Annotated in this window: 19 protein-coding genes; 12 read left to right on the top strand and 7 right to left on the bottom strand. The window is 38.8% G+C overall.

The window, feature by feature from the left end:
* Nucleotides 1–130: 130 nt before the first annotated feature.
* Nucleotides 131–1,159: an asparaginase gene (locus EI546_RS12610; RefSeq protein WP_128250873.1), complete on the bottom strand. Its 1,029-nt coding sequence runs from the start codon at nt 1,157–1,159 to the stop codon at nt 131–133.
* A gap of 18 nt (nt 1,160–1,177) precedes the next feature.
* The gene (locus EI546_RS12605; protein WP_128250872.1) at nt 1,178–1,942 is read right to left on the bottom strand and encodes a TatD family hydrolase; all 765 of its coding nucleotides are present in this window, start codon (nt 1,940–1,942) and stop codon (nt 1,178–1,180) included.
* A gap of 48 nt (nt 1,943–1,990) precedes the next feature.
* Between EI546_RS12605 and EI546_RS12600 the strand changes: the two genes are divergently transcribed.
* From EI546_RS12600 to EI546_RS12590, 3 genes are all read left to right on the top strand, one after another.
* Nucleotides 1,991–2,425 carry a retropepsin-like aspartic protease family protein gene (locus tag EI546_RS12600; protein WP_128250871.1) on the top strand — a complete coding sequence of 145 codons (435 nt, stop codon included), beginning with the start codon at nt 1,991–1,993 and terminating at the stop codon, nt 2,423–2,425.
* 73 nt (nt 2,426–2,498) lie between these two features.
* A complete protein-coding gene (locus EI546_RS12595; RefSeq protein WP_128250870.1) occupies nt 2,499–4,514 on the top strand; it encodes a tetratricopeptide repeat-containing sensor histidine kinase in 2,016 nt (671 codons plus the stop codon).
* Nucleotides 4,511–5,143 carry a response regulator gene (locus EI546_RS12590; RefSeq protein ID WP_128250869.1) on the top strand — a complete coding sequence of 211 codons (633 nt, stop codon included), beginning with the start codon at nt 4,511–4,513 and terminating at the stop codon, nt 5,141–5,143. The genes EI546_RS12595 and EI546_RS12590 overlap by 4 nt, the downstream gene beginning before the upstream one ends.
* A 214-nt stretch (nt 5,144–5,357) precedes the next feature.
* Here EI546_RS12590 and odhB read toward each other — a convergent pair whose 3' ends face one another.
* Nucleotides 5,358–6,635 carry a 2-oxoglutarate dehydrogenase complex dihydrolipoyllysine-residue succinyltransferase gene (gene odhB / locus EI546_RS12585; RefSeq protein ID WP_128250868.1) on the bottom strand — a complete coding sequence of 426 codons (1,278 nt, stop codon included), beginning with the start codon at nt 6,633–6,635 and terminating at the stop codon, nt 5,358–5,360.
* Nucleotides 6,636–7,250: 615 nt separating this feature from the next.
* The gene (locus EI546_RS12580; protein ID WP_128250867.1) at nt 7,251–10,037 is read right to left on the bottom strand and encodes a 2-oxoglutarate dehydrogenase E1 component; all 2,787 of its coding nucleotides are present in this window, start codon (nt 10,035–10,037) and stop codon (nt 7,251–7,253) included.
* Nucleotides 10,038–10,151: 114 nt separating this feature from the next.
* Here EI546_RS12580 and EI546_RS12575 point away from each other — a divergent pair, with 114 nt between their 5' ends.
* Complete coding sequence (locus EI546_RS12575) at nt 10,152–10,670, top strand: alpha-ketoglutarate decarboxylase (protein WP_240673110.1); 519 nt, start codon at nt 10,152–10,154, stop codon at nt 10,668–10,670.
* Here the strand turns inward: EI546_RS12575 and EI546_RS12570 are convergent.
* Nucleotides 10,667–11,641 carry a polyprenyl synthetase family protein gene (locus EI546_RS12570; protein ID WP_128250866.1) on the bottom strand — a complete coding sequence of 325 codons (975 nt, stop codon included), beginning with the start codon at nt 11,639–11,641 and terminating at the stop codon, nt 10,667–10,669. The genes EI546_RS12575 and EI546_RS12570 overlap by 4 nt on opposite strands.
* Nucleotides 11,642–11,795: 154 nt before the next feature.
* Between EI546_RS12570 and EI546_RS12565 the strand changes: the two genes are divergently transcribed.
* The 7 genes from EI546_RS12565 to EI546_RS12535 all read left to right on the top strand — a co-directional run bounded on the left by EI546_RS12565 (nt 11,796) and on the right by EI546_RS12535 (nt 21,139).
* Nucleotides 11,796–12,410, top strand: a complete 615-nt coding sequence (locus EI546_RS12565; RefSeq protein WP_128250865.1) for a TetR/AcrR family transcriptional regulator — start codon at nt 11,796–11,798, stop codon at nt 12,408–12,410.
* Entirely contained in the window at nt 12,400–13,770 is a 1,371-nt protein-coding gene (locus EI546_RS12560; RefSeq protein WP_128250864.1) for a TolC family protein, read from the top strand. The genes EI546_RS12565 and EI546_RS12560 overlap by 11 nt, the downstream gene beginning before the upstream one ends.
* Before the next feature lie 267 nt (nt 13,771–14,037).
* Complete coding sequence (locus tag EI546_RS12555) at nt 14,038–15,198, top strand: efflux RND transporter periplasmic adaptor subunit (protein WP_128250863.1); 1,161 nt, start codon at nt 14,038–14,040, stop codon at nt 15,196–15,198.
* Nucleotides 15,199–15,212: 14 nt separating this feature from the next.
* A complete protein-coding gene (locus EI546_RS12550) occupies nt 15,213–18,710 on the top strand; it encodes an efflux RND transporter permease subunit (RefSeq protein WP_128250862.1) in 3,498 nt (1,165 codons plus the stop codon).
* 75 nt (nt 18,711–18,785) lie between these two features.
* Nucleotides 18,786–20,540: an aspartate--tRNA ligase gene (gene aspS, locus EI546_RS12545; protein WP_128250861.1), complete on the top strand. Its 1,755-nt coding sequence runs from the start codon at nt 18,786–18,788 to the stop codon at nt 20,538–20,540.
* Nucleotides 20,541–20,602: 62 nt separating this feature from the next.
* A complete protein-coding gene (locus EI546_RS12540; RefSeq protein ID WP_128250860.1) occupies nt 20,603–20,845 on the top strand; it encodes a hypothetical protein in 243 nt (80 codons plus the stop codon).
* A 96-nt stretch (nt 20,846–20,941) separates the two neighbouring features.
* On the top strand, nt 20,942–21,139 hold the full coding sequence (locus EI546_RS12535; RefSeq protein ID WP_128250859.1) for a cold-shock protein: 198 nt from the start codon (nt 20,942–20,944) through the stop codon (nt 21,137–21,139).
* 50 nt (nt 21,140–21,189) lie between these two features.
* Here the strand turns inward: EI546_RS12535 and EI546_RS12530 are convergent, their stop codons facing one another.
* Nucleotides 21,190–21,639: a nucleoside deaminase gene (locus tag EI546_RS12530; protein WP_128251616.1), complete on the bottom strand. Its 450-nt coding sequence runs from the start codon at nt 21,637–21,639 to the stop codon at nt 21,190–21,192.
* Between the two features lie 278 nt (nt 21,640–21,917).
* Between EI546_RS12530 and EI546_RS12525 the strand changes: the two genes are divergently transcribed.
* Nucleotides 21,918–23,684 (top strand): 1-deoxy-D-xylulose-5-phosphate synthase, encoded by a 1,767-nt coding sequence (locus tag EI546_RS12525; RefSeq protein WP_128250858.1) that lies wholly within the window; start codon nt 21,918–21,920, stop codon nt 23,682–23,684.
* A 54-nt stretch (nt 23,685–23,738) separates the two neighbouring features.
* On the opposite strand, the gene EI546_RS12520 is transcribed toward EI546_RS12525, so the two are convergent.
* A complete protein-coding gene (locus tag EI546_RS12520) occupies nt 23,739–26,342 on the bottom strand; it encodes a T9SS-dependent M36 family metallopeptidase (protein WP_128250857.1) in 2,604 nt (867 codons plus the stop codon).
* Between the last annotated feature and the right edge of the window lies 1 nt (nt 26,343).

The following is a 26,343-nucleotide window of genomic DNA, read 5'->3' as shown; positions in this document are numbered from 1 at the left end:
ATCATTATCAGACATTATTTCAAATAATCTAAGAAAACGTCTTCATATTTCAGTAAGAAAACCACTTTCTCCAATCGAGTGCCAAATATCAAAAAAAAAAACCACCCATAAAATAATTTAGAGGGTTTATTTAGCTCATTTCTCCGCGAAGTGATGTTTCATATATGGTTTTGAAACTGGTAGTAGATAGATTTTGACCCAACAGGTACATTAACTTTGCCAAGGCGGCCTCAGTGGTACAATCTTTTCCGCTAATAACACCAATACTTTTGAGATCGGTACTTGTTTCGTAAATACCCATATTCACACTTCCTCCGGAACACTGGGTTACATTAACAACGGGAATACCCTTTTTGATGATAGCTTTAAGAGCATCGATAAACCATTTTACATTGGTAACATTTCCGGTTCCATAAGTCTCAATTATTAACCCTTTAAGATTTGGATAGGATAAAAGATGCTTTATCGAAGCTTCTTTCATCCCAGGAAACATTTTTATCAACAGAATATCCGTTTCAAGATTTTTATGGACAATCAATTTCTTTCGACGATTCGGTTTATAAAGTGCCTTTTCATTAACCACAAGATGAACCCCACTCATCACCAAATCGGGATAATTTAAGGAAGCAAAAGCTTCAAAATGTTCCGCGTTAATCTTGGTTGTACGATTTCCCCTATATAATCTGTATTCAAAATAAAGACATACTTCTGCTATTTTCGATTCTCCCTTTTCTTGAAGCGAGGCAATTTGGATTGAGGTAATAAGATTTTCTTTGGCGTCTGTACGCAAATCGCCTATAGGGAGTTGGGAGCCGGTAAAAACAACCGGTTTTCCAAGGTTTTCCAACATAAAACTTAAAGCGGAAGCAGTATAGGACATAGTGTCGCTGCCGTGAAGCACGACAAAACCATCCATTTTTTCGTAATTATCCTCAATAATTGTGGCAATTTCCACCCAATATTTTGGGTCCATATTAGAACTGTCGATTGGATGCTCAAAAGTGGTGGTGGTTATATTGCAGTCCAATAACTTAATTTCGGGTATATGGTTCAATAATTCATCAAAATTGAAATTGACAAGGGCGCCGGTATCAAAATCCTTAATCATCCCAATGGTGCCACCCGTATATATAAGGAGTATGTTAGGTTTTTTGGTCATTGTAATTATTTCTGAAAATTATATTCCGAAAACCATTTTTGAGTTCTCAGTGGTTATTCGCGCTATTTCTTCTGAGGATATACCATATATATTGGCAAGTTTTTCACATATATAGATAAGATAACTACTTTCGTTTCGTTTTCCACGAAAAGGTGCTGGTGCCAAATAAGGAGAATCGGTTTCCAATACAATATGCTCCAATGGAATCTGATTCAAAAATGTATCAATTTTTCCATTTTTAAAAGTCACTACTCCTCCTATTCCCAATTTCATATTATAAGAAATTGCTTTTTGGGCCTGCTCAAAAGTCCCCGTAAAGCAATGGAAGATCCCAAAAAGATTGTCATCCTTTTCTGTTTCCAAAACCTCGAATATTTCATTGAAAGCATCCCGACAATGAATAACTATGGGCAAATTGTATTTCTTGGCCAATTGAATCTGCCTTTTAAAAGCTATTTTTTGTATTTCCAAAGTGGAGGAATCCCAATATAAATCTATTCCAATTTCTCCAACGGCGATAAATTCTCTTTCTCGGAAAAAGCTCTCTACGAGTGCAAGTTCTTCTAAATAATTCTCTTTTACGGAAGTGGGATGCAGGCCCATCATTAAAAACACATAATCTGGATAAGCTCTTTCTAAAGAAAACATTCCTTCAACATAACTGGAATCAATGGCGGGAATAAAAAAACGCTTTACCCCTTTATCCAAGGCGCGTTGCATCATTTGAGATCGATCCTCGTTAAATGCTTCACTGTATAAGTGGGTGTGGGTGTCTGTCAACATAGAGGCAAAGCTACCGATTTTGTTTGCTATCTTTACTCAAAAAAGTTGATGCAATTACGTAAATTTATTGAAGCCCACGGGTTTTATCGTATTCCTCTTAAAAAACTTATCACTGGACATTATTTATTTTCTGCAAAAATAAACGGAGTAATAGGAAACTTCATTCTTGATACTGGCGCCTCTACTAGCTGTATTGGTTTTAACGAAAGCTCCCATTTTTCACTTATTAGCGAGGACAGTATTATAAAAGCTGCCGGAGCAGGGGCGATCAATATGGATACCATGATTTCCTTAAAAAATACATTTGCTATAGAAAACTGGACAACAAAGGATATGGATTTTGTGCTATTCGATCTTTCTCACGTGAATGAAGCATTGACCCAAGCTAACGAAAAACCCGTTCACGGAATTATTGGTGCCGACTTTTTAAAGCACCATCGCGCAGTTATTGATTATGGGAGAAATTGCTTTTACGTGAAATAGGTTTAAGGCTTAATAAGGTTTTTTCAATAATTTAAAGTATTTTTAACTCAGACTTCAAACAAAACAAGCCAACTTGAAGAAGCTAGTCCCTCTACTCCTCATTCTCTTCCTATATCCGCGCATGGGAGCTTGCCAGGACTTGGCACAATATGAAGATATTATCAAAACCACCAATGACAGGGGCCTAAAAATGGCCGCTCTTGACAGTCTATTAATTAGAACATTCTCGACAAACCCTAAATTATTTATACAATATAGTCTGCAATATATTGAACTTGCCGAGTCCATGGGTAATATTGAAGCTGCAGCGCGCAAGGCTATGAATCTTCAGCGGCCGTTGTCCAATTATTCCAGTAATCCCACCGAAGCCGTAAATATTATTGACAATGTACTTGATAAAAAGGATCGAATTAAAGATAGTCTTTTGCTTGGAGGGTTATATCTAAAACGGGGAAGAGCAATGGCCAAAATAAACCTCGAAAGGGCGATTGAGGACTATGGCATTGCCTTACAAAATTTTGCTCAGCACGACACCTTAAATAAAGCAGATGTATATCTATTTAGAGGACAAGCTTATTCCAGCATGGGAAAATTCGTAGAAGCTAGTGAGAATTTAACCCAGGCTTATACTCTTTACGAAGATAAAGGCGAATATGCCTATATGGTGTATGCCCAACAAGGGATTATCAACATGTTTAGCATGAATGGCTTTTTTGACAAGGCAAAAAAAGAAAGAGATATGCTCATTGAGAAAATGAAGTCGCTTAATCTTGACACCTTTCTTGCCGGCGAATATTACAACCAAGCCATCGATTATAAAAAGATGGGCAAAAGAGAACTTGAGTACGAATCCTTGCTAAAAGCTGAAAAACTTTATGACGAAAACCCCTCGAACAAGTCAACTTTTATTGGTATCCATTCTATGCTTATTGTATATTATTGCGAAGACGGGGATTTTGATGAAGCTAAAAAACACCTGGATTTTCTAGAAGCTTTGGAATATAATTTCAGTGGGGATACCCCATCAGAGATCAATTATTTGGGCGGAAAGGCAGAATACCTTAAGGCCATTGGTCAATTTGAAGCTGCCCTCCATTTGGCACAGAAAAAACTCCGGTTGGCAGAACAACTTGGGATTGAAGACGAGATAATGGCCACGCATAACTTACTTGCCGAAATTTATCTACTTGTTAAAGAACCCTATAAAAGTATTGAAAGTACTCGCGCGGCTGTGGCTATAAAAGATGCCATTTACAATAAAAGTACTGCCAATGCCCTTGTTTACTATCAAACCTTATATGATATAGAGAAGCAGGGTAAAAAAATTATCGAAAAGACCACAAGTATCCGTCTCTTGGAAAAAGATAATGAAGTGTTCAAGAAAGCTATACTCTTCGGAGGGATTGCAATTCTTTTATTCTTCGGGGTGGTATTGCTATATCGCAATCAAATACATTTAAAAAGCCATAAATTACTTCAGGAAAAGTTCAGTCAGGAATTACTTGTTTACCAAGAAAACGAAAGACGAAGGATTTCAAAAGATCTACACGACGGAATTGGCCAACAGCTTTTGGTCCTCAAAAACAGATTGATGGGCGATGGGGATAATGTGGCAAAGGAGATGGTTGACCAAACAATTGAAGAAGTCCGGGGTATATCCCGAGATTTATATCCTTTCCAACTCCAGGAAATGGGAATAACAAAAGCAATAGAATATACGGTTGACCAGATTGATGAAAATACATCATTATTTATTTCTACCGAAATGGACAATATCGATAATGTGTTTTCAAAAGATGATGAGGTAAATATTTATAGAATTATTCAGGAGAGCTTAAGCAATATTGTAAAACACGCCCGCGCAGGAGCTGGAAAGGTTTCCGTAAAAAAACACCCGGACGCCATAATTATTTCAATTAAAGACAATGGCCAAGGTTTTGACTTTAATGATAAGTATAAAGATCCTAAATCTCTAGGCCTTAAGACCCTACTCGAACGGACCAAGGTTTTAAAGGGCCAAATGAAGGTTACTTCCAAAAAAGATATGGGAACTTTAATTGAATTTCAATTTCCAATTTTAGCCGTATGATCAATCCATCCATCATTATAGCCGACGATCATCCACTTCTATTAAAAGGGCTGAGCGACTTTCTTATTGAAAAAGGATACAATTTAATGGGAAGCGGGAAGGACGGGCGTGAAGCATATAACTTGATAATCCAAGAGCAACCTGATATCGCTATTTTGGATATCCAGATGCCCTTGATGTCCGGAATTGAAATAGCACAAAAATGCCGAAACCAGAAGTGCCACACAAAAATTGTATTGATAACCCTTCACAAGGAAAAGGAATTGTATCAAAAAGCCAAGGAACTAAATATCTTCGGATATATTTTGAAAGAATTTGCTCTTGAGGAAATTGAAACCTGCATACAGACCGTAAAAAATGGAAAACCATTCTTTAGCGCAAAACTTAAGGAACTGATTGGGGTAATTTCTACCGAAGACAGCGAACTTGATAAACTAACCCCATCGGAAAAGAAAATTCTAAAGCTGATTGCGCAAGACCAAACTAATAAGGAAATTGCTTCGCGCCTTTTCATCTCCCACAGAACCGTAGAGAAACACCGATCGAATATTATAACCAAACTCGATCTTGAACCCAAGACCAATAGTCTTCTTATCTGGGCAAAGGAGAATCAAAATAAGCTCACTTAAAAAATAATTGAGGATTTTAAGATAATAATTGAAAATTACGTGTGAACACGTATTTCGAGCGTTGATTAAACATTGCATCTTTACATCACGATAAATTCTATTTCTCAATACAATTTTAGAACGAATTATCTAACTAACCAAAGTGAATTATCTAACTAACCAAAAAAATCCGGTCTTTCAAGGCCGGATTTTTATTTTATTATCTAAGGAGATTTTATAACTCCAATGCGCGGATAACGTTACTCTCCATTAACAATTCCTCTGGATTTTCTAGAGCCTCTTTTACGGCTACCAAAAATCCTACAGATTCCTTTCCATCAATTATTCTATGGTCGTATGAAAGTGCCACGTACATAATAGGAGCAACTACAATTCCCCCATCTCGTACTATAGGTCTTTCAACAATATTATGCATCCCCAAAATTGCGGATTGTGGCGGATTGATAATTGGGGTAGAAAGCATACTTCCAAAAACTCCACCGTTAGAAATTGTAAATGTACCTCCTGTCATTTCATCAACGGTTATTTGTCCATCACGTGCACGAAGGGCAAGTCTTTTCACTTCTTCCTCAACACCTCTGAAACTAAGATTTTCAGCATTTCTGATTACGGGAACCATCAATCCTTTAGGACCAGAAACAGCAATCGATATATCCTTGAAGTCGTAAGTAATCATATAATCTCCATCGATCATTGAATTTACATCTGGATATATTTCAAGCGCACGAACCACGGCAAGTGTAAAAAATGACATGAATCCAAGACCGACACCGTGTTTATCCTTAAACTGATCTTTGTATTTTTTTCTCAATTCAAAAATAGGAGTCATATCCACCTCGTTGAATGTAGTAAGCATCGCGGTTTCATTCTTTGCAGAAACCAAACGCTCGGCTACTTTTCTACGAAGCATTGATAGTTTCTTTCTCTCACTACCTCTACTTCCTGAACCTGGAGTTCCCATTGAGGGCACGGCAGACACCGCATCCTGTTTAGTAATGCGACCATCGCGGCCACTTCCCTTTACATCTTTTGCCGGAATAGATCTTTCATCCAAGATTTTCTTGGCGGCAGGAGAAGCACTTCCTGTAGCATAAGTTTTGGCCTCTTTAGCCTCAGCTTGGGCTACCGGTTTTGAGTCTGCTTTTGGTTTGTCTTCCGATTTTTTCGTTTCCTCCTTTTTAACCTTTTCTTTTTTATCCTCTTCTTTCTTGCCCTCCTTTTTATCTGAGGACTTTTCGTCGCCACCGGGCTTTTGCGCATCGGTATCTATCAAACAAACAACCTCACCCACCGCAACCGTATCGCCTTCCTCAGCTTTTAAGGTAATGATCCCGCTTGCCTCGGCTGGAAGCTCTAAAGTAGCTTTGTCACTATCTATTTCGGCAATGGCCTGATCCTTTTCAACATAATCGCCATCTGAAACTAACCACGATGCTATTTCTACTTCGGTAATTGATTCTCCCGGAGATGGGACTTTCATTTCTAATGCCATAATATTTATTTAATTTAACCTCAATGACCTAAAACACTGAAGCTGATTTTACCTATTTTTTTACTTTTTATTTATATCCCTATTCTCTGTCTCGACGTTTGCTCCTTTTCATTTTTGTCCTTCTTAATCAAATACTTCAAGGCATCGTAAACATTCGTAAATTGTTGATCATACCTTTGTTCCAGTTCTGAAAGTTTTTAACTTAAATCTTTATGTGAAAGTGCAAACTTTCAAATCATCACAAAGGCTCTCATTGTTGAAATATTCACAATAATGGCTGTTTTGTTTCTCAGTACTCCCGAGAGCACTGCCATACCTTGCTATGTTAAGACGAGGGCATATATCTCGTTCTACTGTGATCACTTGCTATTTCAGATTGTTATCTCAATTCTTCAAATTCCCTTTAGAAATTTGAAACATAAAATCTTAAGGGAAACGTTCCATATTCCTTCATACTGCTTGTTTCAAAACTCTGGTTTCCACACCATAAATTTAAGCAAGATCAAAATCGAACATCACATTTTCGCTTCGGATTTCATGAATTCTATTTTCGATGGCCTATAATTTCATTTGACGGTATTACCCTCTAAAATTAAGAAATAGGTCCAAGAAAAACTATTCCATATCCTTATCAAAAACACTTTCAATTACTTTTACGTGCCGTGCTTTAAAACGAACGCTACTTCCCGCTGCGGGAGCGGCATACATCTTTCTGCTACACACTCTAAAGTTTCTCGCTTCATCAAAATGCATCAGCATATGTGAATAGGCTCCCATGTTCTTCGGTTCTTCTTGGGCCCATACAATATCATCCGCATTTTTATATTTCTTTATTATTGCTCTAATCTCATCCTTGGGAAGTGGGAATAATTGTTCTAGCCGTACCAAAGCCACATCATCTCTCTCCAGTTCTTCTCTTTTCTCCAGAAGATCGTAATAAAATTTCCCGGTAACAAAAACGAGAGTTTTTATTTTTTTCACTTTTGCTTCTTCATCATCTATCAACATTTGGAAACTTCCCTTGGCCATTTCCTCTTTTGTAGAAACAACTTTTGGATGGCGAAGAAGACTTTTAGGTGTAAAGACTATTAACGGTTTTCGATAATCAGTCTTCATTTGTCTTCTAAGCAAATGGAAAAGGTTGGCCGGCGTAGTTACATCTGCCACAAACATGTTATCTGTTGCGCACAACTGAAGATAACGCTCCATTCTTCCTGATGAGTGCTCGGCGCCTTGACCTTCATAGCCGTGGGGCAAAAGCATAACCAAACCGTTCTGAAGCTTCCACTTATCTTCCGCAGCCGAGATATATTGATCGATCATTATTTGCGCTCCATTGCTGAAATCTCCAAATTGAGCTTCCCAAATTGTCAAACTTCTTGGACTCGCCATAGCATATCCATAATCAAAACCAACAACCCCATATTCCGAAAGTAGGGAATTATATATGTAAAATTTGCCTTGATCACCCTTTAGGTCATTCAGTAAACAAACTTCTTCTTCACTATCCTCAACCGTAAGTATGGCATGTCTATGTGAAAATGTTCCCCGCTCCACATCTTGCCCGCTCATCCGTACGTCGTGTCCCTCTTTTAAAAGACTTCCGTATGCGAGCAACTCGCCCATAGCCCAGTCGAGCTTATTCTCCTCGAAATACATAGTATGCCTAGCCTCAATAAGTCTTTCAATCTTTTTCAAAAACTTCTTGTTCTCCGGCAACTTGGTGATTACCTCTGCAATGTCATCGAGTTTCTTAAGATCGAAAGTAGTATCAACCGTTTCGAGCATTTTATCTCTTCGGGCATAGTCAAAGCCTTGCCACTCATCCTGCATAAAGGGAGTGATGGTAGTCTTATCTTCTTTACGGGAATCCTCTAGATTTTCTTCTAATTTATCCCTGTATTCCTGTTCCATTTTTTCCACATCCTCCTTTTCGATAACCCCTTGGGCAATCAACTTTTCGGAATAGATAACACTCGGATTTTTGTGTTTAGCTATGGCTTTATATAGTTTTGGCTGGGTAAATCGAGGTTCATCCCCTTCATTATGTCCATATTTACGATAACCCAACAAATCGATAAACACGTCTCGACCAAACTCCATTCGGAAATCCAATGCGAACAAAGTTGCGTGTACTACTGCTTCTACGTCGTCGGCATTAACATGCAATATGGGCGAAAAGGTAACTTTTCCAATATCGGTACAATATAATGACGAGCGCGCATCGAGATAATTTGTGGTAAACCCTACCTGATTGTTAATTACTATATGTATGGTCCCTTGGGTTTTGTAACCATCCAATTGTGCCATTTGGACTATTTCGTAAACGATGCCTTGACCGGCGATGGCAGAGTCCCCGTGAACGATGATTGGTAAAACCTTATTTGGGTGTTCTTTGTGATGATCATCCTGTTTTGCTCGGGCAATTCCTTGTACTACTGCACCTACAGTCTCAAGGTGAGAGGGGTTAGGCGCAATATTCAAGTTGATTTCCTTACCGGATGGTGTTTTTCTTTTTGAAGTCCAACCAAGGTGATATTTTACGTCACCATCAAAAATGACCTGTTCATAATCCTTACCGTCAAATTCGCTGAAAATATCTTTAGAACTTTTCCCAAAAATATTGGTAAGGGTACTCAAGCGACCTCTATGGGCCATACCCATTACAAACTCCTCAACACCCTTTTCCGCTGCGTTCTCGATTAGAGTATCGAGTGCAGGTATTAAACTTTCTCCACCTTCTAAAGAAAATCGCTTTTGTCCTACATACTTAGTATGAAGAAAATGCTCAAAAACAACAGCCTCATTAAGTTTTTTAAGAATATGCTTTTTGTGTTCAGACGAAAAATCAGGTTGATTATCGTTGGCATTTAATTTATTTTGAATCCAATCAATTTCCTTTGGATTTCTGATGAACATATATTCAATTCCAATAGAATCGCAATAAATTTTATCAAGATGTTTGACAATATCCTCAAGAGTAGCTTCACCAAGCCCAATTATTTCACCGGCCTTAAACTTCTCCTTTAAATCGTGCTGTGAAAGCCCAAAATTTTCGATCGCCAGAGTAGGACTATATTGTCTACGTTCACGAACGGGATTTGTTTTGGTAAATAAATGACCTCGTGTGCGATACCCATCAATCAACCTAACTACCTGAAATTCCTTTACCACATCCGCACAAAGGGCTCCCACGTCAACATTGGTCTGCTCTTGAACAAAAATAGGTGCAGATTCCGGAGCGTCAAAAAAGTCGCGGTTATTGGGTTCAGAACCAAAATCAAAACCTTGGAAAAAAGCTCTCCAACTGGGTTCGATGCTGTCTGGGTATTGTAAATATTTTTCGTAAAGTTCAGCGATATAAGAAGGATGTACCGCGTTTAGGAATGAGAATTTATCCATGATAAATATACAAAAAGGACTTATTTATTTAAACGGTACAAAAGTACAATAAATACCTTAATTAGTGGGATTGAAAACATATATTTATAAATTACAATCGCTTAAAAATCTACAATGAAAAAGATGAAATTCAGACATATCCGCAATTTTTTAATTGCAACTATTTTTTTGATATCCTTCTATAATGTTAGTGGACAAGACTTCAATTCGCACGTAAGGTATGGAGGAGGAATTGGCCTCAGTTTTGGCAATGGAACGTTTAGCGGTTCCCTTTCTCCCAGTGCAATATATCAGTTTGATAAAAGCTTTGCGTTGGGAGTTGGTTTAAATGTGGGATATAATAGCTGGAAAAACCATTATTCCTCCACCGTGCTTGGAGGAAGCCTGATTGGACTTTATAATGTAATTCCGGAAATCCAGCTTTCGGCAGAATTGGAGGAACTCCATGTAAGTAGAAAATACGAGTACGATGGAGGCAATTTTAGGGAAGATTTCTGGTACCCAGCATTATATTTAGGTGCAGGATTTCGCACTGGCAATTTTACGATGGGCATAAGATATGATGTTCTCTATGACAGGGATAAAAGTATTTATGCCGAACCTTATGCACCTTTTGTAAGGATTTATTTCTAAACATCGCGCTGCATTAAATTTTCGCCAAACTTTCGGAGAAGTTCCTTTTTATCTTCGGGAATATTCACTTTGTCCAATAAAGCATAAGCTTTCTTACTGAACTTTTCAATTTCCATTCGGGAAGCTTCATCGGCCTTAGAATCCCTAAAGATTTTGGTGACCGTGTCGATCTTGCCTTTTGGTTCTACTGGATTTATGGTGAAAAGATGCGCGAGTTCTTTCGTCTGTGCTTTCGATCCTTTCTTTTCCGCTATAAGGTATAAAAACGTCTTTTTGTTTGCGATGATGTCCCCTCCTACCTGTTTTCCAAAAGTTTCTGGATTTCCAAAGACATCGAGATAATCATCCTGAAGCTGAAAAGCAATTCCGAGATTTTTCCCAAATTGGTACATTATTTCCTTATCCTCCTCTGAAGCATCCGCCACAATCGCGCCCATTTTCATGGCTGCTCCCAACAATACGGCAGTTTTCTGCTCAATCATTTGAATGTATTCTACCACCTGCACATCTTCCCTGGTTTCAAAATCCATATCGAATTGTTGTCCTTCGCAAACCTGCAATGCGGTTTCGCTAAAAAGCTTAGCTAATTCTTGGAAAATCCGAGGTTCGTAATCCTCAAAATATCTATATGCCAATATCAACATCGCATCCCCAGATAAGATTGCCGTATTGACATCCCACTTTTCGTGAACTGAAGTTTTCCCTCTTCGTAAGGGTGCTTGGTCCATGATATCGTCATGCATCAACGAAAAATTATGAAACAGTTCAACGGCCAGAGCAGCGGGAATTGCCTTTTTAAATTCGGTCCCAAAGAACTCACATACCATTAGCGTAAGAGCTGGTCTGATCCGCTTACCTCCCAAGGATAAAATATATTGTATAGGCTCATAAAGTTGTTTGGGCTCTTTTTTTGACACTGCTGAGCGAAGCCGAACTGTAAGAGCCTCATTATATTTATTCAAAACCTCCATTTCAAAATTTTTTGGCTAAAGTAAAACAAGCCCTACAAATGCACACATTTTAAAGAGTCAAATATTAAAATGAGTTAAGCTCATGTTAAATTTGATAAACCATGGAAACTATTTTTGTTCCGATAGTTTCCGCAGCGTATCTTCGCGGTCCAATATGAAAACGAAAATTATACAGAAAGCCACGAGCCTTTTCTTAAAACTGGGTTTTAAAAGTGTAACTATGGACGATATTGCAGATGAATTGGCAATCTCGAAAAAAACGATTTACATCCATTTCAAAAACAAAACGGCTCTTGTAAAGCAATGTACCTTCTCAATTTTGGACCGTATAACAAATGGGATTGATAAGATTTGTTCGCTCGATAAAAACCCGATCGATGAACTCTTTGAAATCAAGAAGTTCATAATGGATGAACTTCGTAACGAGGAATCTTCTCCGCAATATCAACTTGAAAAATATTATCCTGAAATAAGCAAATCGTTGCGCCAAAATCAGTTTGACGTAATGATGAAATGCACAAAAAGAAACATTGTAAGAGGAATAGCTATGGGCTTATACCGGAAAAATCTGGATCCTGAATTTATCGCCCGCGTCTATTTTGTGGGAATTACGGGTATTAGGGACCAAAACCTTTTTCCGAACCAACAGTTTTCCACCACTTATATCGCCGATGAATACCTTGAATATCATTTACGCGGGATTGTAACACCACAAGGCTTATTGAGTCTAAACAGATTTATTAAAGAAAACCAAACCGATGATGAATAGAATTTTGATTTTCAGCTTTCTACTTATTTCTACCTGCTGTTTTTCCCAAGAAAGACAGTCTTATAGCTTTAGTCTAGAAGAGGCAATTAATTTCGCTCTCGATAGTAACTATACCTCGATAAACGCACGTCGTGATATTGCCAAAGCCATAAAACAAAAATGGGAAACCACTGCCTCTGGACTCCCTCAAATTGACGGAAATATAAGTTACAATAATAATTTAAAACAGCCTGTAACTCTTATTCCGGCAGAGTTTGGTGGCGGTGAATCAGGAACATATATCCCTCTAAAATTCGGAACCAAACAGAGTGCGAATGCCGTCGCAACTTTAAACCAATTAATATTCGACGGTAGTTATCTAGTTGGACTCAAAGCGGCAAAAACATTTTTGAATTATTCTGAAAATGCCAATGAGAAAACTCGTTTGGAAGTAAGAAAGGGGGTAATCAATTCATACGGAAGTGTGCTCCTCGCCGAAGAACTTGTTGGAATCTTTGAAAAGAATAAGACCAATCTTGATAAAAACCTAAAAGAGACAAGAGCTATTTTTGAGAATGGACTAACCGAAGAAGAAAGTGTAGAGCAATTGGAAATAACACTTCTCGATGTAGAAACAGAGTTAAGTAATGCTCGCAGAAGTTACGCTATAGCGAAGCAAATGCTCAATCTTTCTTTAGGCATAGGTGTTGAGATTCCTGTTACCTTAACCGATGATCTTGACGAATTGGCCAGGCAAAATGTTAGCCTTGCCTTAATGGATGCATCGCTTTCACTTGATGATAACGTAGATTACAAAATAGCAAACAATTTGGTCAGCCAGCGATTTTTGGAAATGCAACTGGAAAAAAGCAAAGCTCTTCCTAGTCTTTCGGCTTTTGTAAACTATGGAACCTCCGCCAATAGTGAAACTTTCAGTTTCTTCAATGGAGACCAAAAATGGTATCAATCCTCAATTTTCGGAGTTAGTATGCACATACCAATTTTTAGTAGTGGCATGCGGAGTGCATCCACTCAACGCCATAAAATAGCTTTGGATCAGGCAAAGACGGATTTGGAACAAACTAAGGAGCAGATAAGATTGAACTTGACTTCTGCACGAAGCAACTATCAATTCGCAATCGACAATCTAGAGAATTCAAAGAAAAACCTACAATTGGCAGAGCGGATTGAAATTAAAAACCAGGTAAAGTTTACGGAGGGGCTATCCAGCAGTTTCGACCTGCGCCAGGCGCAAACGCAGCTATATACCGCACAGCAAATGTATTTTCGCGCAATGCTTAATGTGATTAACGAAAAGGCCAATCTGGAAACCGTCCTTAATATTCCGGAGTTGCGAATTGACCATAAAAATATTGATTAAATAAGTTGAGGGTTTGGTGTTTAGCGTTTTGGGGCGTAAAGGCCAGTAAATGGTTGGGGAAATGAGAAAACTGTCTTAAGAGTTGAACTTCAACTAAAGTGATAATAATGAAAATAACAATGCACAAAATTTAAGAAAACATTCAATAAATAAATTTTTTCCTCAAAGCCTGTTATTTGGCTCTGATAAATAAATGAGATATTTTAAATTAATTCGAATTTCTAAACTAATCGACTCATAACCCATCGACTTCAAAAATAACCACTAATGAAAAAAATAATCCTACTCCTAATAACCGTCGTTGCACTCGCCTCTTGTGGTAATGACAACAAATCGGTGGATGCTGTAATAGATTCGGGAAATATTTCGGATATAAAAGCAAAACGTACGGAACTCAACCAAAAGCAACGTGATTTGAAAAGTGACTTAGATAAACTTAATGCCTATATCGATTCCCACGAAAAAGAAGAACGTCCAGTACTAATTACCGCTGAAATTGTTAGGGATACCATCTTTAAACATTATGTCGAGGTCCAGGGAAATGTGGAAACGGACCAAAACATTGTACTGAATGCCGAATATTCTGGTATTCTCACTGATATCTATGTAAAGGAAGGCCAGAAAGTTATAAAAGGACAGCGACTTGCCAAAATTGACGACGGTGGACTTTCAAGCCAAGTGGCACAACAGGAAGCTCAAATGGCTTTGGCTAAAACAACTTTTGAGCGGCAGGAACGTCTTTGGGACCAAAAGATTGGTTCCGAGATTCAATATCTCCAAGCAAAGACCAACTATGAAGCCGCAAAAAATGCCAATCGACAATTGCAGTCCCAATTGTCTAAAACTGTAATCACAGCTCCTTTTAGCGGTTTTGTGGACAATGTAATTTCAGATCCAGGTCAAGTAGTCGTGCCTGGACAAACGCCAATTATCAGATTGGTAAACCTGAACAATATGTATGTGAAAGCCTCAATTCCTGAAACTTATTTAAAGAACATTCATGATGGTACACAGGTAATAGTCAATTTAGCTTCAATTAATGAAGAGTTCACAGGAACTGTAAAACAGGTAGGTAAATACATTAATCCCAACAATCGTAGTTTTGAGATCAAAGTGGAGATTCCGAATAAGGATGGCTTAGTAAAACCAAATATGATTGCCACCGTAAAGGTTAATGACTATGAATCTCAAAAATCCATTACCGTTCCCGAGAACATTCTTCAGGAAAATTCTGCTGGTGAAACAATCGCATACCTTTATAAACCGATAAACGATTCCATTGGAGAAGCAAAACGCATATTTATCGAGACGGGATTATCGTATTCCAACCACACCGAGGTAAAATCTGGTTTAAAAGTTGGTGACACCCTGATTATGGAAGGCGCCAAAACCATCAGGGATGGGCAACGAGTAACTATCAAAAACTAAGAAACTTTTGCATCATGAGCAAAAATCCGTATAAAGAATTTAGTATTTCCTCTTGGGCCATAGACAACAAGATGACTGTTTATGTGATTATGGCAATCATTCTGTTCTTAGGCGTATTTGCGTATTACAGTATGCCTCGTGAGGCCTTTCCGGAAATAATTGAAACCAAAATCTATGTGAGTTCCATTAATCCTGGAAACTCTGCCGAGGATGTGGAGAAATTTATCACAGAACCATTGGAAGAAGAATTTAGAGGCGTGGCAGGGGTTAAGGAGATTACTTCCACAACTTTGCAGGATTATAGCACCATAATAGTTGAGTTTGAAGAAACAGTTGCAATTCCCATTGCCAAACAACGAATCAAGGATAAGGTTGATCAGGTAAAAGCCGAGACCACATGGCCGGTTCTTACCAATGGTGCCAAGGTGGAACCTAATGTTTTTGAATTGAATTTCTCCGAGGAATTTCCGATTCTGAATATCAACTTAACCGGAGATTATCCCATTCAGCAGCTTAAAGATTATGCCAAATACCTTCAAGACAAAATAGAACTTCTTCCTGAAATTAAAGAAGCGACTATACGAGGTGTTGATGATAAAGAAGTTGAAGTGGCAGTGGACCTTTACAGGATGTCTGCTTCGCAGGTGAGTTTTAACGATATTATCAATGCGATAAAAGGTGAAAATGTAACCATTTCAGGTGGAAATATTATCACCCATGGAGTCCAGAAAAATATTCGGATTACCGGTGAAATGAAAGATCCCCAAGAACTGGAAAAAGTGGTTGTAAAAAGAGATGACGGGATTATATTTTTAAAGGATATAGCTTCAATAAAATTCCAAGAGAAGGATCCAACTACCTATGCGCGGGAATACGGAAAGCCAGTGGTAATGCTGGACATTAAAAAGAGGGCAGGGAAAAATATGATTGAAGCGGTTGAACAGATTAAAACACTTTTGGCCGCTGAACAGGAAAATTATCTTCCAGAATCTTTGGATATCACCCTAACAAATGACCAATCTATTAAGACTGCAAACCAAGTTAATGATTTGGTGAACAATATCATTTTTGGGGTAATCCTGGTGGTTCTGGTTTTAATGTTTTTCTTGGGATTCCGAAATGCACTTTTTGTTGGTTTTGCCATTCCACTCTCCATGTTAATGTCACTATCCATTCTATCCGCTTTTGGTTTTACGCTGAATACCATGGTACTTTTCGGATTGGTGATGGGTCTGGGGATGTTGGTAGATAATGGGATTGTGGTAGTTGAGAACGTGTACAGTTTAATGAGCGAAGGCATGACCCGCCGTAAAGCAGCTAAACAAGGAATGGGCGAAATCGCTTGGCCCATCATTGCTTCCACCGCTACCACCCTAGCTGCCTTTTTCCCATTGGGACTTTGGCCAGGAACCATTGGAAAATTTATGATTTATTTCCCAATAACACTTTCTGTTGTGCTCACATCCTCACTTTTTGTGGCACTGATAATAAATTCGGTGCTTACTTCAGAATTTATGAAAGTGGAGGAAGAACCAGTTGCAAAGAAAAAACTTATAAGATGGAGCCTAATCATCTTGGGTGTCGGTATTCTATTACTGGTCGCAGGATTCATAATGGATGTGGCGGCGCTACGCGGATTTGGAAATCTTGCGATTCTCAGTGCCATAATGTTGTGGTTTTATAAATATGTATTGGCAGGAGCTGTAGAGTACTTCCAGTATAAATCATTAAGACAATTAGAAGACGCTTATGAAAAAACTCTCGCCTTCGCTCTTCGGGGGAAAAAGGCTTATGTGTTTTTATTCTCAACCATTGCCTTATTGATCTTTTCCTTTATTTTAGTTGGAATCATTAAACCAAAAGTACTTTTTTTCCCAGAAAACCAACCCAATCAGATAATTACTTATATCGAATATCCACAGGGAACAGATATTGAAAAGACAAATGAACTAACTAAAAAAGTAGAAGAGCGTATTTACGATGTTATCTCAAAATATGATGATAACGGCTACAATTACATGGTCGAGAGTGCCATTTCGCAGGTAGGTCAAGGTGCTGGAAACCCCATGACAGATGGGGGACAAGGCAGTGATATGCCCCAGAAAGGAAAAGTAACGCTATCAATGCGCGATTATCAGCTAAGACGTGGCGTAAAAAGTAGCGATGTTCTTGAAGAAGTTCGAAATGCAGTCAAAGGTTTCCCCGGCGCTTCCATTATTGTTGAAAAAGATGCAGCCGGTCCACCAGTGGGATATCCTATAAACCTTGAATTGAGCGGAGATGATTATGACGAAATGCTCCGCACTGCGGAGAATTTACGGACCTTTATTGAAGGCTCCGGAATTGCAGGTATTGAGGAACTTAAAATAGACGTAAACAAAAACAAACCAGAAATGAACGTGTCCGTAGATCGGGAAAAGGCTGGGCTTGTCGGAATCTCTACGGGACAAATAGGCCAAACTCTTCGTCGTGCAATTTTTGGGGAAGAAGCATCTACCTATAAGGAAGATGACGAGGATTACGAAATAAACGTCCGCTTGGCTCCCGAATATCGATATGATGAAAGTGTACTTTTCAACCAACCTATCACCTTTAGAAACAATCAAGGAAAAATTGTTCAAGTTCCTATTTCCTCTGTAGTTACTAAAAATAATACGGCGTCCTTCAGTTCCATTAAAAGAAAAAATTTAAAACGCACAATCACTCTTTATTCCAATGTTTTGGGAGGTTATAACGGAACCGAAATCGTAAATGATTTAAAAACCGAACTTCAGAATTATGAACTTCCGAGAGATATTTCTCTGGCCTTTACAGGAGAACAAGAAAAACAGGCAGACAATATGGGCTTCCTGATGTTGGCGTTATTCTTCGCACTAGGTGGTATTTTGTTGATCTTGGTAGCGCAATTCAATTCCCTATCAAAACCTATGATAATCCTGTCCTCGGTAGTCCTGAGTCTGGCTGGAGTATTTTTGGGAATGGTTATATTCCACATGGATTTTGTTATCATTATGACGATGATGGGGATTATTTCCTTGGCGGGAATTGTAGTTAACAATGCCATTGTACTTATTGATTATACCCAGATTTTAATAGATAGAAAAATGTTCGAACTGGAAATGGATGAAGACGACATGCTCACCAAACGCCAGTATTTTGAACTAATAGTAGCTGGTGGAAAATCTCGTTTGCGTCCCGTTCTTCTTACCGCCATCACAACCGTGTTAGGTCTTATACCTTTAGCAATAGGTTTCAACATCGATTTCTTTGGGTTATTCACAGATTACAGCCCCAATATTTATATTGGTGGGGACAACGTAATTTTCTGGGGACCTCTAGCCTGGACCGTTATTTTCGGACTAACCTTTGCAACCTTCTTAACTTTAATCGTAGTTCCGGTAATGTTCTACTTGGTATTGCGCGTCAAAATTAAAGTTAGGAAAAAACGTAGAATGAAGGAGATAACAAAAATAAGAGCTCGACAGGCGACAAGTAGCGAAAGACTAGCTTAAAAAATGATATTAGCACTTTAAACTCACTTAATTGCACTTTAACTTCTTAAATTTGCACCTCCAATTAAATTTAGAATGTACAGAACACACAATAACGGCCAACTTCGGGCAGCAGATATCAATAAAGAAGTAACACTTTCAGGATGGGTTCAACGTACTCGTGACAAGGGTTTTATGATGTGGGTGGATCTTCGGGACCGCTATGGCATTACACAATTAATTTTTGATGCTGATCGCACTTCGAAAGAGTTGTTTGAAAAAGCTTCCAGTTTGGGCCGTGAATTTGTTATTCAAGTTACCGGAACCGTCATTGAGCGTCAATCAAAAAATCCCAATTTGCCAACAGGTGATGTTGAGATTCTGGTTTCAGAATTAATAATCCTGAATGAATCCCAAACCCCTCCTTTCACCATTGAAGATGAAACGGATGGCGGGGAGGATTTACGGATGAAATATCGGTACTTGGATATCCGCCGAAATCCCGTTCGCGAAAATTTGATTTTTCGTCATAAAGTTGCAATTGCGGTACGGAACTATCTTTCCGATAAAGGTTTTATTGAAGTGGAAACTCCATATTTGATTAAATCTACTCCAGAGGGCGCACGCGATTTTGTTGTTCCTTCCCGTATGAACGAAGGTCAATTTTATGCCCTTCCCCAGTCCCCACAAACATTCAAACAGTTGTTGATGGTTGCAGGAATGGATAAATATTTCCAGATAGTTAAATGTTTCCGCGATGAAGATTTGCGAGCCGACCGTCAGCCCGAATTTACACAGATTGACTGCGAAATGGCATTTGTAGATCAGGAAGATATTTTGAATGCTTTTGAAGGATTGACCAAGCATTTACTGAGAGAAATTAACGGCATTGAAGTAACCGATTTCCCCAGAATGACCTATGATGATGCGATGGCTAAATACGGAAATGACAAACCGGATATCCGTTTTGGAATGGAGTTTGGCGAACTGAACGAAGTGACCCAACATAAAGATTTCAGCGTATTTAATCAGGCGGAATTAGTTGTAGGAATAGCTGTTCCCGGAGGAAATAAATTCACTAGAAAAGAAATTGACAAACTTACAGATTGGGTTAAGCGTCCACAAGTGGGAGCCTTGGGAATGGTTTATGTTCGATGCAATGAAGACGGTAGTTATAAATCCTCCGTGGATAAATTTTATACCGACGAAGATTTGGCAGAATGGGCGAGGGTTACGGGTGCAAAACCCGGGGATTTAATCTGCGTACTTTCTGGAAATAAAAACAAAGTTAGACCGCAATTAAGTGCTTTAAGAATGCACCTAGCGGAGGAATTAGAATTAAGAAATCCAAAAGAATTCGCTCCATTATGGGTGGTAGATTTCCCATTACTGGAATGGGATGAAGAAACCCAGCGGTATTATGCTATGCACCATCCCTTTACCTCACCAAAACCTGGCCAGCTTGAACTTTTAGAAAGTAAGCCTGGCGAAGTAAAAGCGAATGCATACGATTTGGTTATAAATGGGAATGAAATAGGTGGAGGTTCCATAAGAATCCATGATAAGGAAACACAGTCAAAAATGTTCGATTATCTTGGGTTTACTCCTGAAGAGGCAAAAGCTCAATTCGGGTTTTTAATGGATGCTTTCCAATATGGAGCGCCACCACACGGAGGAATCGCCTTTGGACTCGACAGATTGGTAGCGATTCTCGGTGGACATGAAACCATTCGGGATTATATTGCCTTCCCAAAAAATAATTCCGGTCGGGACGTGATGATCGATGCTCCTGCAGCCATAGATAAAAAGCAGTTGGAAGAACTTCACTTAAAAGTTCAGATTACAAAATAAATTAAGCTGATCCCAGAAGTTTTAAGAATTTGCACGTCTAATAAAGATATTAAACGAAAACTATGAAATATTTTTTGATCATATTATTCTTTATTGTAGTTATAGGCATTGCATTGGGTTTCTATTTAAAACCTACTGATCCTGCAACCGGCGATTTATTGATAGGACTCTCCTTGATGGCTGGTTTTTTTGTGCTAATGCCAGCTTTTGTGTACCATAGATGGAAAGATAGAAGCGTAAAAGATTATATGCTTAACAAAGAAAATATCATGAAAATGCACGATTACCAAAACAAAAAAGATTGATATTGGCAGGAGTATTGAAAAAAAATTAATTCGGTTAATAAATGGACTTGGATTTGTCATACATTTGTATATACAATTAATTTATTTTTTATTACAATGGAAGGAACAGTAAAATTTTTTAATGAATCAAAAGGTTTTGGTTTTATTACCAACGACGAAACCGGCAAAGACATTTTCGTACACGTTACCGGCTTAAACGGCGAAACCATACGGGAAGGTGACCGAGTGGAATTTGTTGAGGAAGAAGGAAGAAAAGGACGTGTAGCAGCGCAAGTTCGCGTAATACATGACTAAAAAAACGAATAGTTTATTTAAACCAAGCCTTTCAGAAATGAAGGGCTTTTTTAATTTAGGTTCCGTTTTTCAATAAAAAACTTTTTTAGCAATTGCGACGCTTCTTCGGCCAGGATACCACCTGTCATTACCGTTTTTGGATGAAGCTGGGTCCCCATCGAGATACATCCCCGCTGTTCGTCCCTAGCTCCATAAATAATTTTTGAAATCTGACTCCAGAACAAGGCACCTGCACACATTTGACAAGGTTCGATTGTAACATATAGAATACAATTGTTCAGATACTTTCCTCCCAAGAAATTGGAGGCAGCGGTTATGGCCTGCATTTCCGCGTGGGCAGTAACATCGTTCAAAGTCTCCGTAAGATTATGAGCTCGGGCAATAATTTGATTGTTGATAACGATTACAGCCCCAATAGGTACCTCTTTTTTTTCGTAAGCCATTTCAGCTTCCTGAAGAGCTCTTTTCATAAAATAATTATCGTCGTAAGGTTGAATGATGTTCAAAGGTTTCAGGTTTATAGTTCAAGTTAAAGTTCCAAATTTTCAGGTTTAAGAAGCTTTCTCTTTTCAAGTTTCAGGTTCCAAATTTTGGGTATCTGGGTTTCGGTTTCAATTTCAATTCTCCACCTATGGACGATTTTCATTTTCAATTTCGATTTCGATTCCGGTTCGCCTTCGGCAAGTTTCGTTGTGGCTTTTGATTTCGATTCCGATCTCCTCGGACGAAATTACAAATAAACGAATTAACAAATTACCAATAACCGTATCTTTACAAGGTGAAAAAAAATCTTTTAAATACAATTCGATGTCCTAAAGATCTTCGGAAAATTCCCCAGGAAAAACTACCATTGCTAGCGCAGGAACTTCGTGAATTCATTATAAATATAGTAGCTACCAAAGAGGGCCATTTAGGTGCCAGTCTCGGGGTGGTGGAACTAACTCTAGCACTTCATTATGTGTTCAATACACCGGAAGATTTGTTGGTTTGGGATGTGGGCCATCAAGCTTATGGGCATAAGATCCTGACCGGGCGAAAAGAGATCTTCCATACCAATAGACAGTTAGGTGGCATTAGCGGATTTCCCAAAAGGGATGAAAGTGAATTCGATACTTTTGGCGTAGGCCATAGTAGTACAGCAATTTCCGCAGCTTTGGGGATGGCAATTGCCTCACGATTAAAAGGGGAAACAAAAAGACAACATATAGCAGTTGTGGGGGACGCCTCCATCGCAAGTGGGATGGCCTTTGAGGCTCTAAACCACGCAGGTGTAACAGATACCAACTTACTAATTATCCTCAATGACAATGCCATTGGTATTGATCCGAGTGTAGGGGCCTTAAAAGATTATTTTACCAAAGTTAAGACGAATGGAGATTCCATTTCTGACAATATATTTGAGGCCTTAAATTTAAATTATTCGGGACCCATTGATGGTCATAACTTAGACCTTGTAATCTCAGAGCTCGAACGATTGAAAGATCTTTCGGGTCCTAAAATTCTTCATATAATCACCACAAAAGGAAAAGGCTTAAGACAGGCGGAAGAGAACCAGGTGGTTTATCACGCTCCAGGGAAATTTAATGCCCTCACCGGAGATTTAACCCCAAAAAATGAGGATTCATTACCTCTCAAGTTTCAAGATGTCTTTGGCAAAACCATTGTGGAATTGGCCACCAATAATGAAAAAGTAATAGGAATAACCCCAGCAATGCCAACAGGAAGCTCCTTAAAGTTTATGATGGATGAATTTCCAGACAGAGCCTTTGATGTAGGCATTGCGGAACAACATGCCGTAACGTTTGCTGCAGGAATGGCAACTCAGGATTTCAAAGTGTTTTGTAATATTTATTCTACCTTCTTGCAACGCGCATACGATCAGGTAATCCACGATGTTTGCTTACAAAAAATTCCCGTTATCTTTTGTTTGGACCGTGCAGGAATTGTAGGTGAGGACGGGGCTACACATCATGGGATATTTGATTTAGCTTATTTAAACTGCATTCCAAATCTCATCATTTTCGCACCTCGTAATGAAGTGGAATTGCGCAATATAATGTACACCGCCCAGCTAGGATTGGAATTACCCATATTTATACGTTATCCAAGAGGTCGAGGCAATATTCTGAATTGGCAAAGACCATTTGAAAAGATTGAAATCGGTAAAGCTGAAGTTTTAAGGGAAGGTTTTGAAACCGTTATCTTATGCTTGGGAACCACATCTGTGAATGCTTTAAAAGCAATTAAACTCCTTCCACCCAAAAAACAAAATATCGTTGGTTGCATTGATATGCGATTTTTGAAACCTTTAGACGAAGAGATGCTTCATAAGGTTTTTAAAAAATATAAGAAAATCATAACCGTCGAGGACGGGACAATAAAAGGTGGATTGGGAACTTCGGTTGCTACCTTTGCAGTCACCCATAATTATACTTCCAAAATAGAAATTCTCGGAGTTCCCGATATTTTTCCGGAACACGGCTCAATCGATCAATTAACAGAGTTGGTTGGTATATCAGCTGAGAAAATAAGCGAGCACCTATAATCAAAAAAGAGGCCTTTATCCAGCCTCTTTTTCTTTATAATGAAGTGATTAGACTTACTTAATCACCAATTTAGTTGTTTGTGTATAACCTCCACCTTCAATTTTAAGAAGATATATTCCAGTTTTCAGGCTGCTAATATCAATATTCCTTGTTTGTGTAATTTCAACATCCATATTGAAAACCTTTCTACCGTTCATATCGTAAATAGCGAGGTTTGCAGGACCTGCATAAATTCTTGCTTCTATGTTCAATTCCCCTTGTGAAGGATTTGGGTATATAATAAAATTATTCTCAACCGAGCCCAGATCTCCGACGCCCAATTGACATTCTTCCGGAACATCAAAGGCAGCAGTCCCATCCAATTTGCTTGATGAACTTCCCTGATTTGCACTAAGCCCCAGTCCTCTTTTTGCGAACGCTCTCCAAATTAAACATCTATTGGCACCACCGTTTGCGATTTCATCCGCTTGCAGTATGGCATCGCGCCCATCGACGAAACCAGGACTGCATGGTTGAATTTTTAAGGCATCCACAACCAGTTGTAGCGCCATATTGTTGCCCCCCTGTCCTTCGTAAATATCGGCATCAAATCCATATTCATCAATAAATGCCCAAGTCATATCCCATAGCATAGTAGTCCACACTGACCCCACACCATGTGGGACAGCTTGAGATTTAATGCTGTTATAGGTGAAATTATTCAGTGTAAAATCCGTTGAGTAAGGCTTCGTTCTAAGTCCAAGTCCTCCATACCCCTGGCTTAATGCATAGGTACCTATCCCCCGAGGATTTTCACCTACATCAGTAGGTTTCATAGTAAGCATAAGTCCGAAATAATCACTCCATCCTTCACCCATTTGCTCATCATTCATTAAACAACTAGCAGTAAATCGACCACCCGTTAGACGATTCGAAATACCATGTCCATATTCGTGTGCGATTATAACATTATCCAAATCGCCATCACGCATATCGGTATCCACTCCCGAACCATCATCAATAATGGTAGCATTAATGGTATTGCCATTTTGAAGAGAGGAGATAATTGCCTCCCCGTCATTTTGATAGATCATAATAGCAGGAATAGTAATATCGGGGCCTTCTCCGCCCATTATAATAGGATCGCCCCAAACATTGTTAACCATTACAACTGCTATGGCACCCGCAGTCTGAGCTTTTTCAACCTTCGAAACAAAATCGCAATTTCCTCTTCGTATCACCGCAATTTTTCCCGCAACGCTGGCAACATTAAGAATTACGTCGCAGGCATCGTGAGGATCTTCGGAAGGACCTGAATTATCATCCTGCACAAGAACTAAATTAGCAGTAATAGGAGTGGTTGGAAGATCTGGACCAAATTCTGACACCGTAGTATAATACTTTCCTGCCAAGGGACCATTATTGACGGTTAGAAAGGACCCTATAACTTGACCTCGCGGGGTCCAAAGATACATTTGCATTCTTCCGGAAACCCCGTCTGGACCGGTGGCGAAATTTGCATTATTCGTCCCGCTACCATCCTGGGCGTCGGCAAAAACAAAATCACCCTGATTACCTCCCCTTCCATAATTATTTGCTTGAAAATTACCACTTTCCTCATCAAAGCCGTATTGATAAAACACATCATGCATAATGTTGTTCATATAGAAGAGATTGGTAATTGCAGCATCCATAAAGTTGTAAGGATCATCGGGCAAATTGTAAGGAAAATCAAAAGTGAGAGTAGCACCTCCGTCCGCTTGGTGACCTGCCCCATTAGTTCCTGAATGATCCTCACGAGCCAAAACGTTATTTCCCCGTGTAGTTGTAAACTCTTCGCCGGGAGCTCCATTAATATCATGCCATCCATAAGGTGAAGCCAAAGCATTGGATGGATCAGACACCAATTGATCTGCTCCTTCATTAGGTCCAACCAAAGGAATTGGAAAAACTCTATAGCTAGGTGCAACTAAACTTCCCAAAGCACTCTGGCTTTGAGCTATCTTTGGAAAAAGAACACTTTCGGTAGTTCCATGAGAGTGTGATCCCTCACCAAAATTACAACTGACAACCCAGTCATCTACCACCAAAAGCTCTCCAGTCAGAGCATCAACCCGTACGCTGTAGTAGTGGCTTCCGTCCAATAAATAAATACTGAGATCCCACGCCAACTTTAGACTTTCATTTTCACCCACTCTTTGATAGACCAACTGCACCGGAATATTTTCCAAAGAAATATTACCATTTGAAAATACATAGGCATTATGCTCTCCAGTTTCCAATAAACTTAAACTGGATGGAGAATCTATTCCTAATCCATTTGTCGCTTTTGAAATTGCAGCCAAAGCGGTAATGGATGGAGCGGAAGTATTGACCTTTTTAGAGAGATTCTCAACAAAAGATAATTTAGCAGTTAGCACCCGGCCATCTCTTATAACAAAAGGTGAAACCGAATTGTAAATTTTTATACCTTGATAATGCTGCTCAACATATACATTATAGGCCTTCAAACTCTTGGAATAACTTTGCGATGCGATGGATATATCCGCAATATCTTTTTGCTTTAAAGCAGTTCTTAATTGAGCATCCTTTAAATACGAATTCACAGTTGCACTAAAATCCTGACTAAAAGAAAGATTGGCAACTAGAAAAACAAATAAATAAATAATTTTTTTCATG

This window comes from Aequorivita sp. H23M31, from assembly GCF_004022485.1.
Classification (GTDB): domain Bacteria; phylum Bacteroidota; class Bacteroidia; order Flavobacteriales; family Flavobacteriaceae; genus Aequorivita; species Aequorivita ciconiae.
Note: the sequence above shows the minus strand (reverse complement) of the source record. Positions and strands in the feature narration are given on the sequence as shown.

Excerpts from the sequence above, each read along its gene's own strand:
- EI546_RS12610 (WP_128250873.1), bottom strand. The coding sequence starts at position 1,159 with ATGACCAAAAAACCTAACATACTCCTTATATATACGGGTGGCACCATT.
- EI546_RS12605 (WP_128250872.1), bottom strand. The coding sequence starts at position 1,942 with ATGTTGACAGACACCCACACCCACTTATACAGTGAAGCATTTAACGAG.
- EI546_RS12600 (WP_128250871.1), top strand. The coding sequence starts at position 1,991 with ATGCAATTACGTAAATTTATTGAAGCCCACGGGTTTTATCGTATTCCT.
- EI546_RS12590 (WP_128250869.1), top strand. The coding sequence starts at position 4,511 with ATGATCAATCCATCCATCATTATAGCCGACGATCATCCACTTCTATTA.
- odhB (WP_128250868.1), bottom strand. The coding sequence starts at position 6,635 with ATGGCATTAGAAATGAAAGTCCCATCTCCGGGAGAATCAATTACCGAA.
- EI546_RS12580 (WP_128250867.1), bottom strand. The coding sequence starts at position 10,037 with ATGGATAAATTCTCATTCCTAAACGCGGTACATCCTTCTTATATCGCT.
- EI546_RS12575 (WP_240673110.1), top strand. The coding sequence starts at position 10,152 with ATGAAAAAGATGAAATTCAGACATATCCGCAATTTTTTAATTGCAACT.
- EI546_RS12570 (WP_128250866.1), bottom strand. The coding sequence starts at position 11,641 with ATGGAGGTTTTGAATAAATATAATGAGGCTCTTACAGTTCGGCTTCGC.
- EI546_RS12565 (WP_128250865.1), top strand. The coding sequence starts at position 11,796 with ATGAAAACGAAAATTATACAGAAAGCCACGAGCCTTTTCTTAAAACTG.
- EI546_RS12560 (WP_128250864.1), top strand. The coding sequence starts at position 12,400 with ATGATGAATAGAATTTTGATTTTCAGCTTTCTACTTATTTCTACCTGC.
- EI546_RS12555 (WP_128250863.1), top strand. The coding sequence starts at position 14,038 with ATGAAAAAAATAATCCTACTCCTAATAACCGTCGTTGCACTCGCCTCT.
- EI546_RS12550 (WP_128250862.1), top strand. The coding sequence starts at position 15,213 with ATGAGCAAAAATCCGTATAAAGAATTTAGTATTTCCTCTTGGGCCATA.
- aspS (WP_128250861.1), top strand. The coding sequence starts at position 18,786 with ATGTACAGAACACACAATAACGGCCAACTTCGGGCAGCAGATATCAAT.
- EI546_RS12540 (WP_128250860.1), top strand. The coding sequence starts at position 20,603 with ATGAAATATTTTTTGATCATATTATTCTTTATTGTAGTTATAGGCATT.
- EI546_RS12535 (WP_128250859.1), top strand. The coding sequence starts at position 20,942 with ATGGAAGGAACAGTAAAATTTTTTAATGAATCAAAAGGTTTTGGTTTT.
- EI546_RS12520 (WP_128250857.1), bottom strand. The coding sequence starts at position 26,342 with ATGAAAAAAATTATTTATTTATTTGTTTTTCTAGTTGCCAATCTTTCT.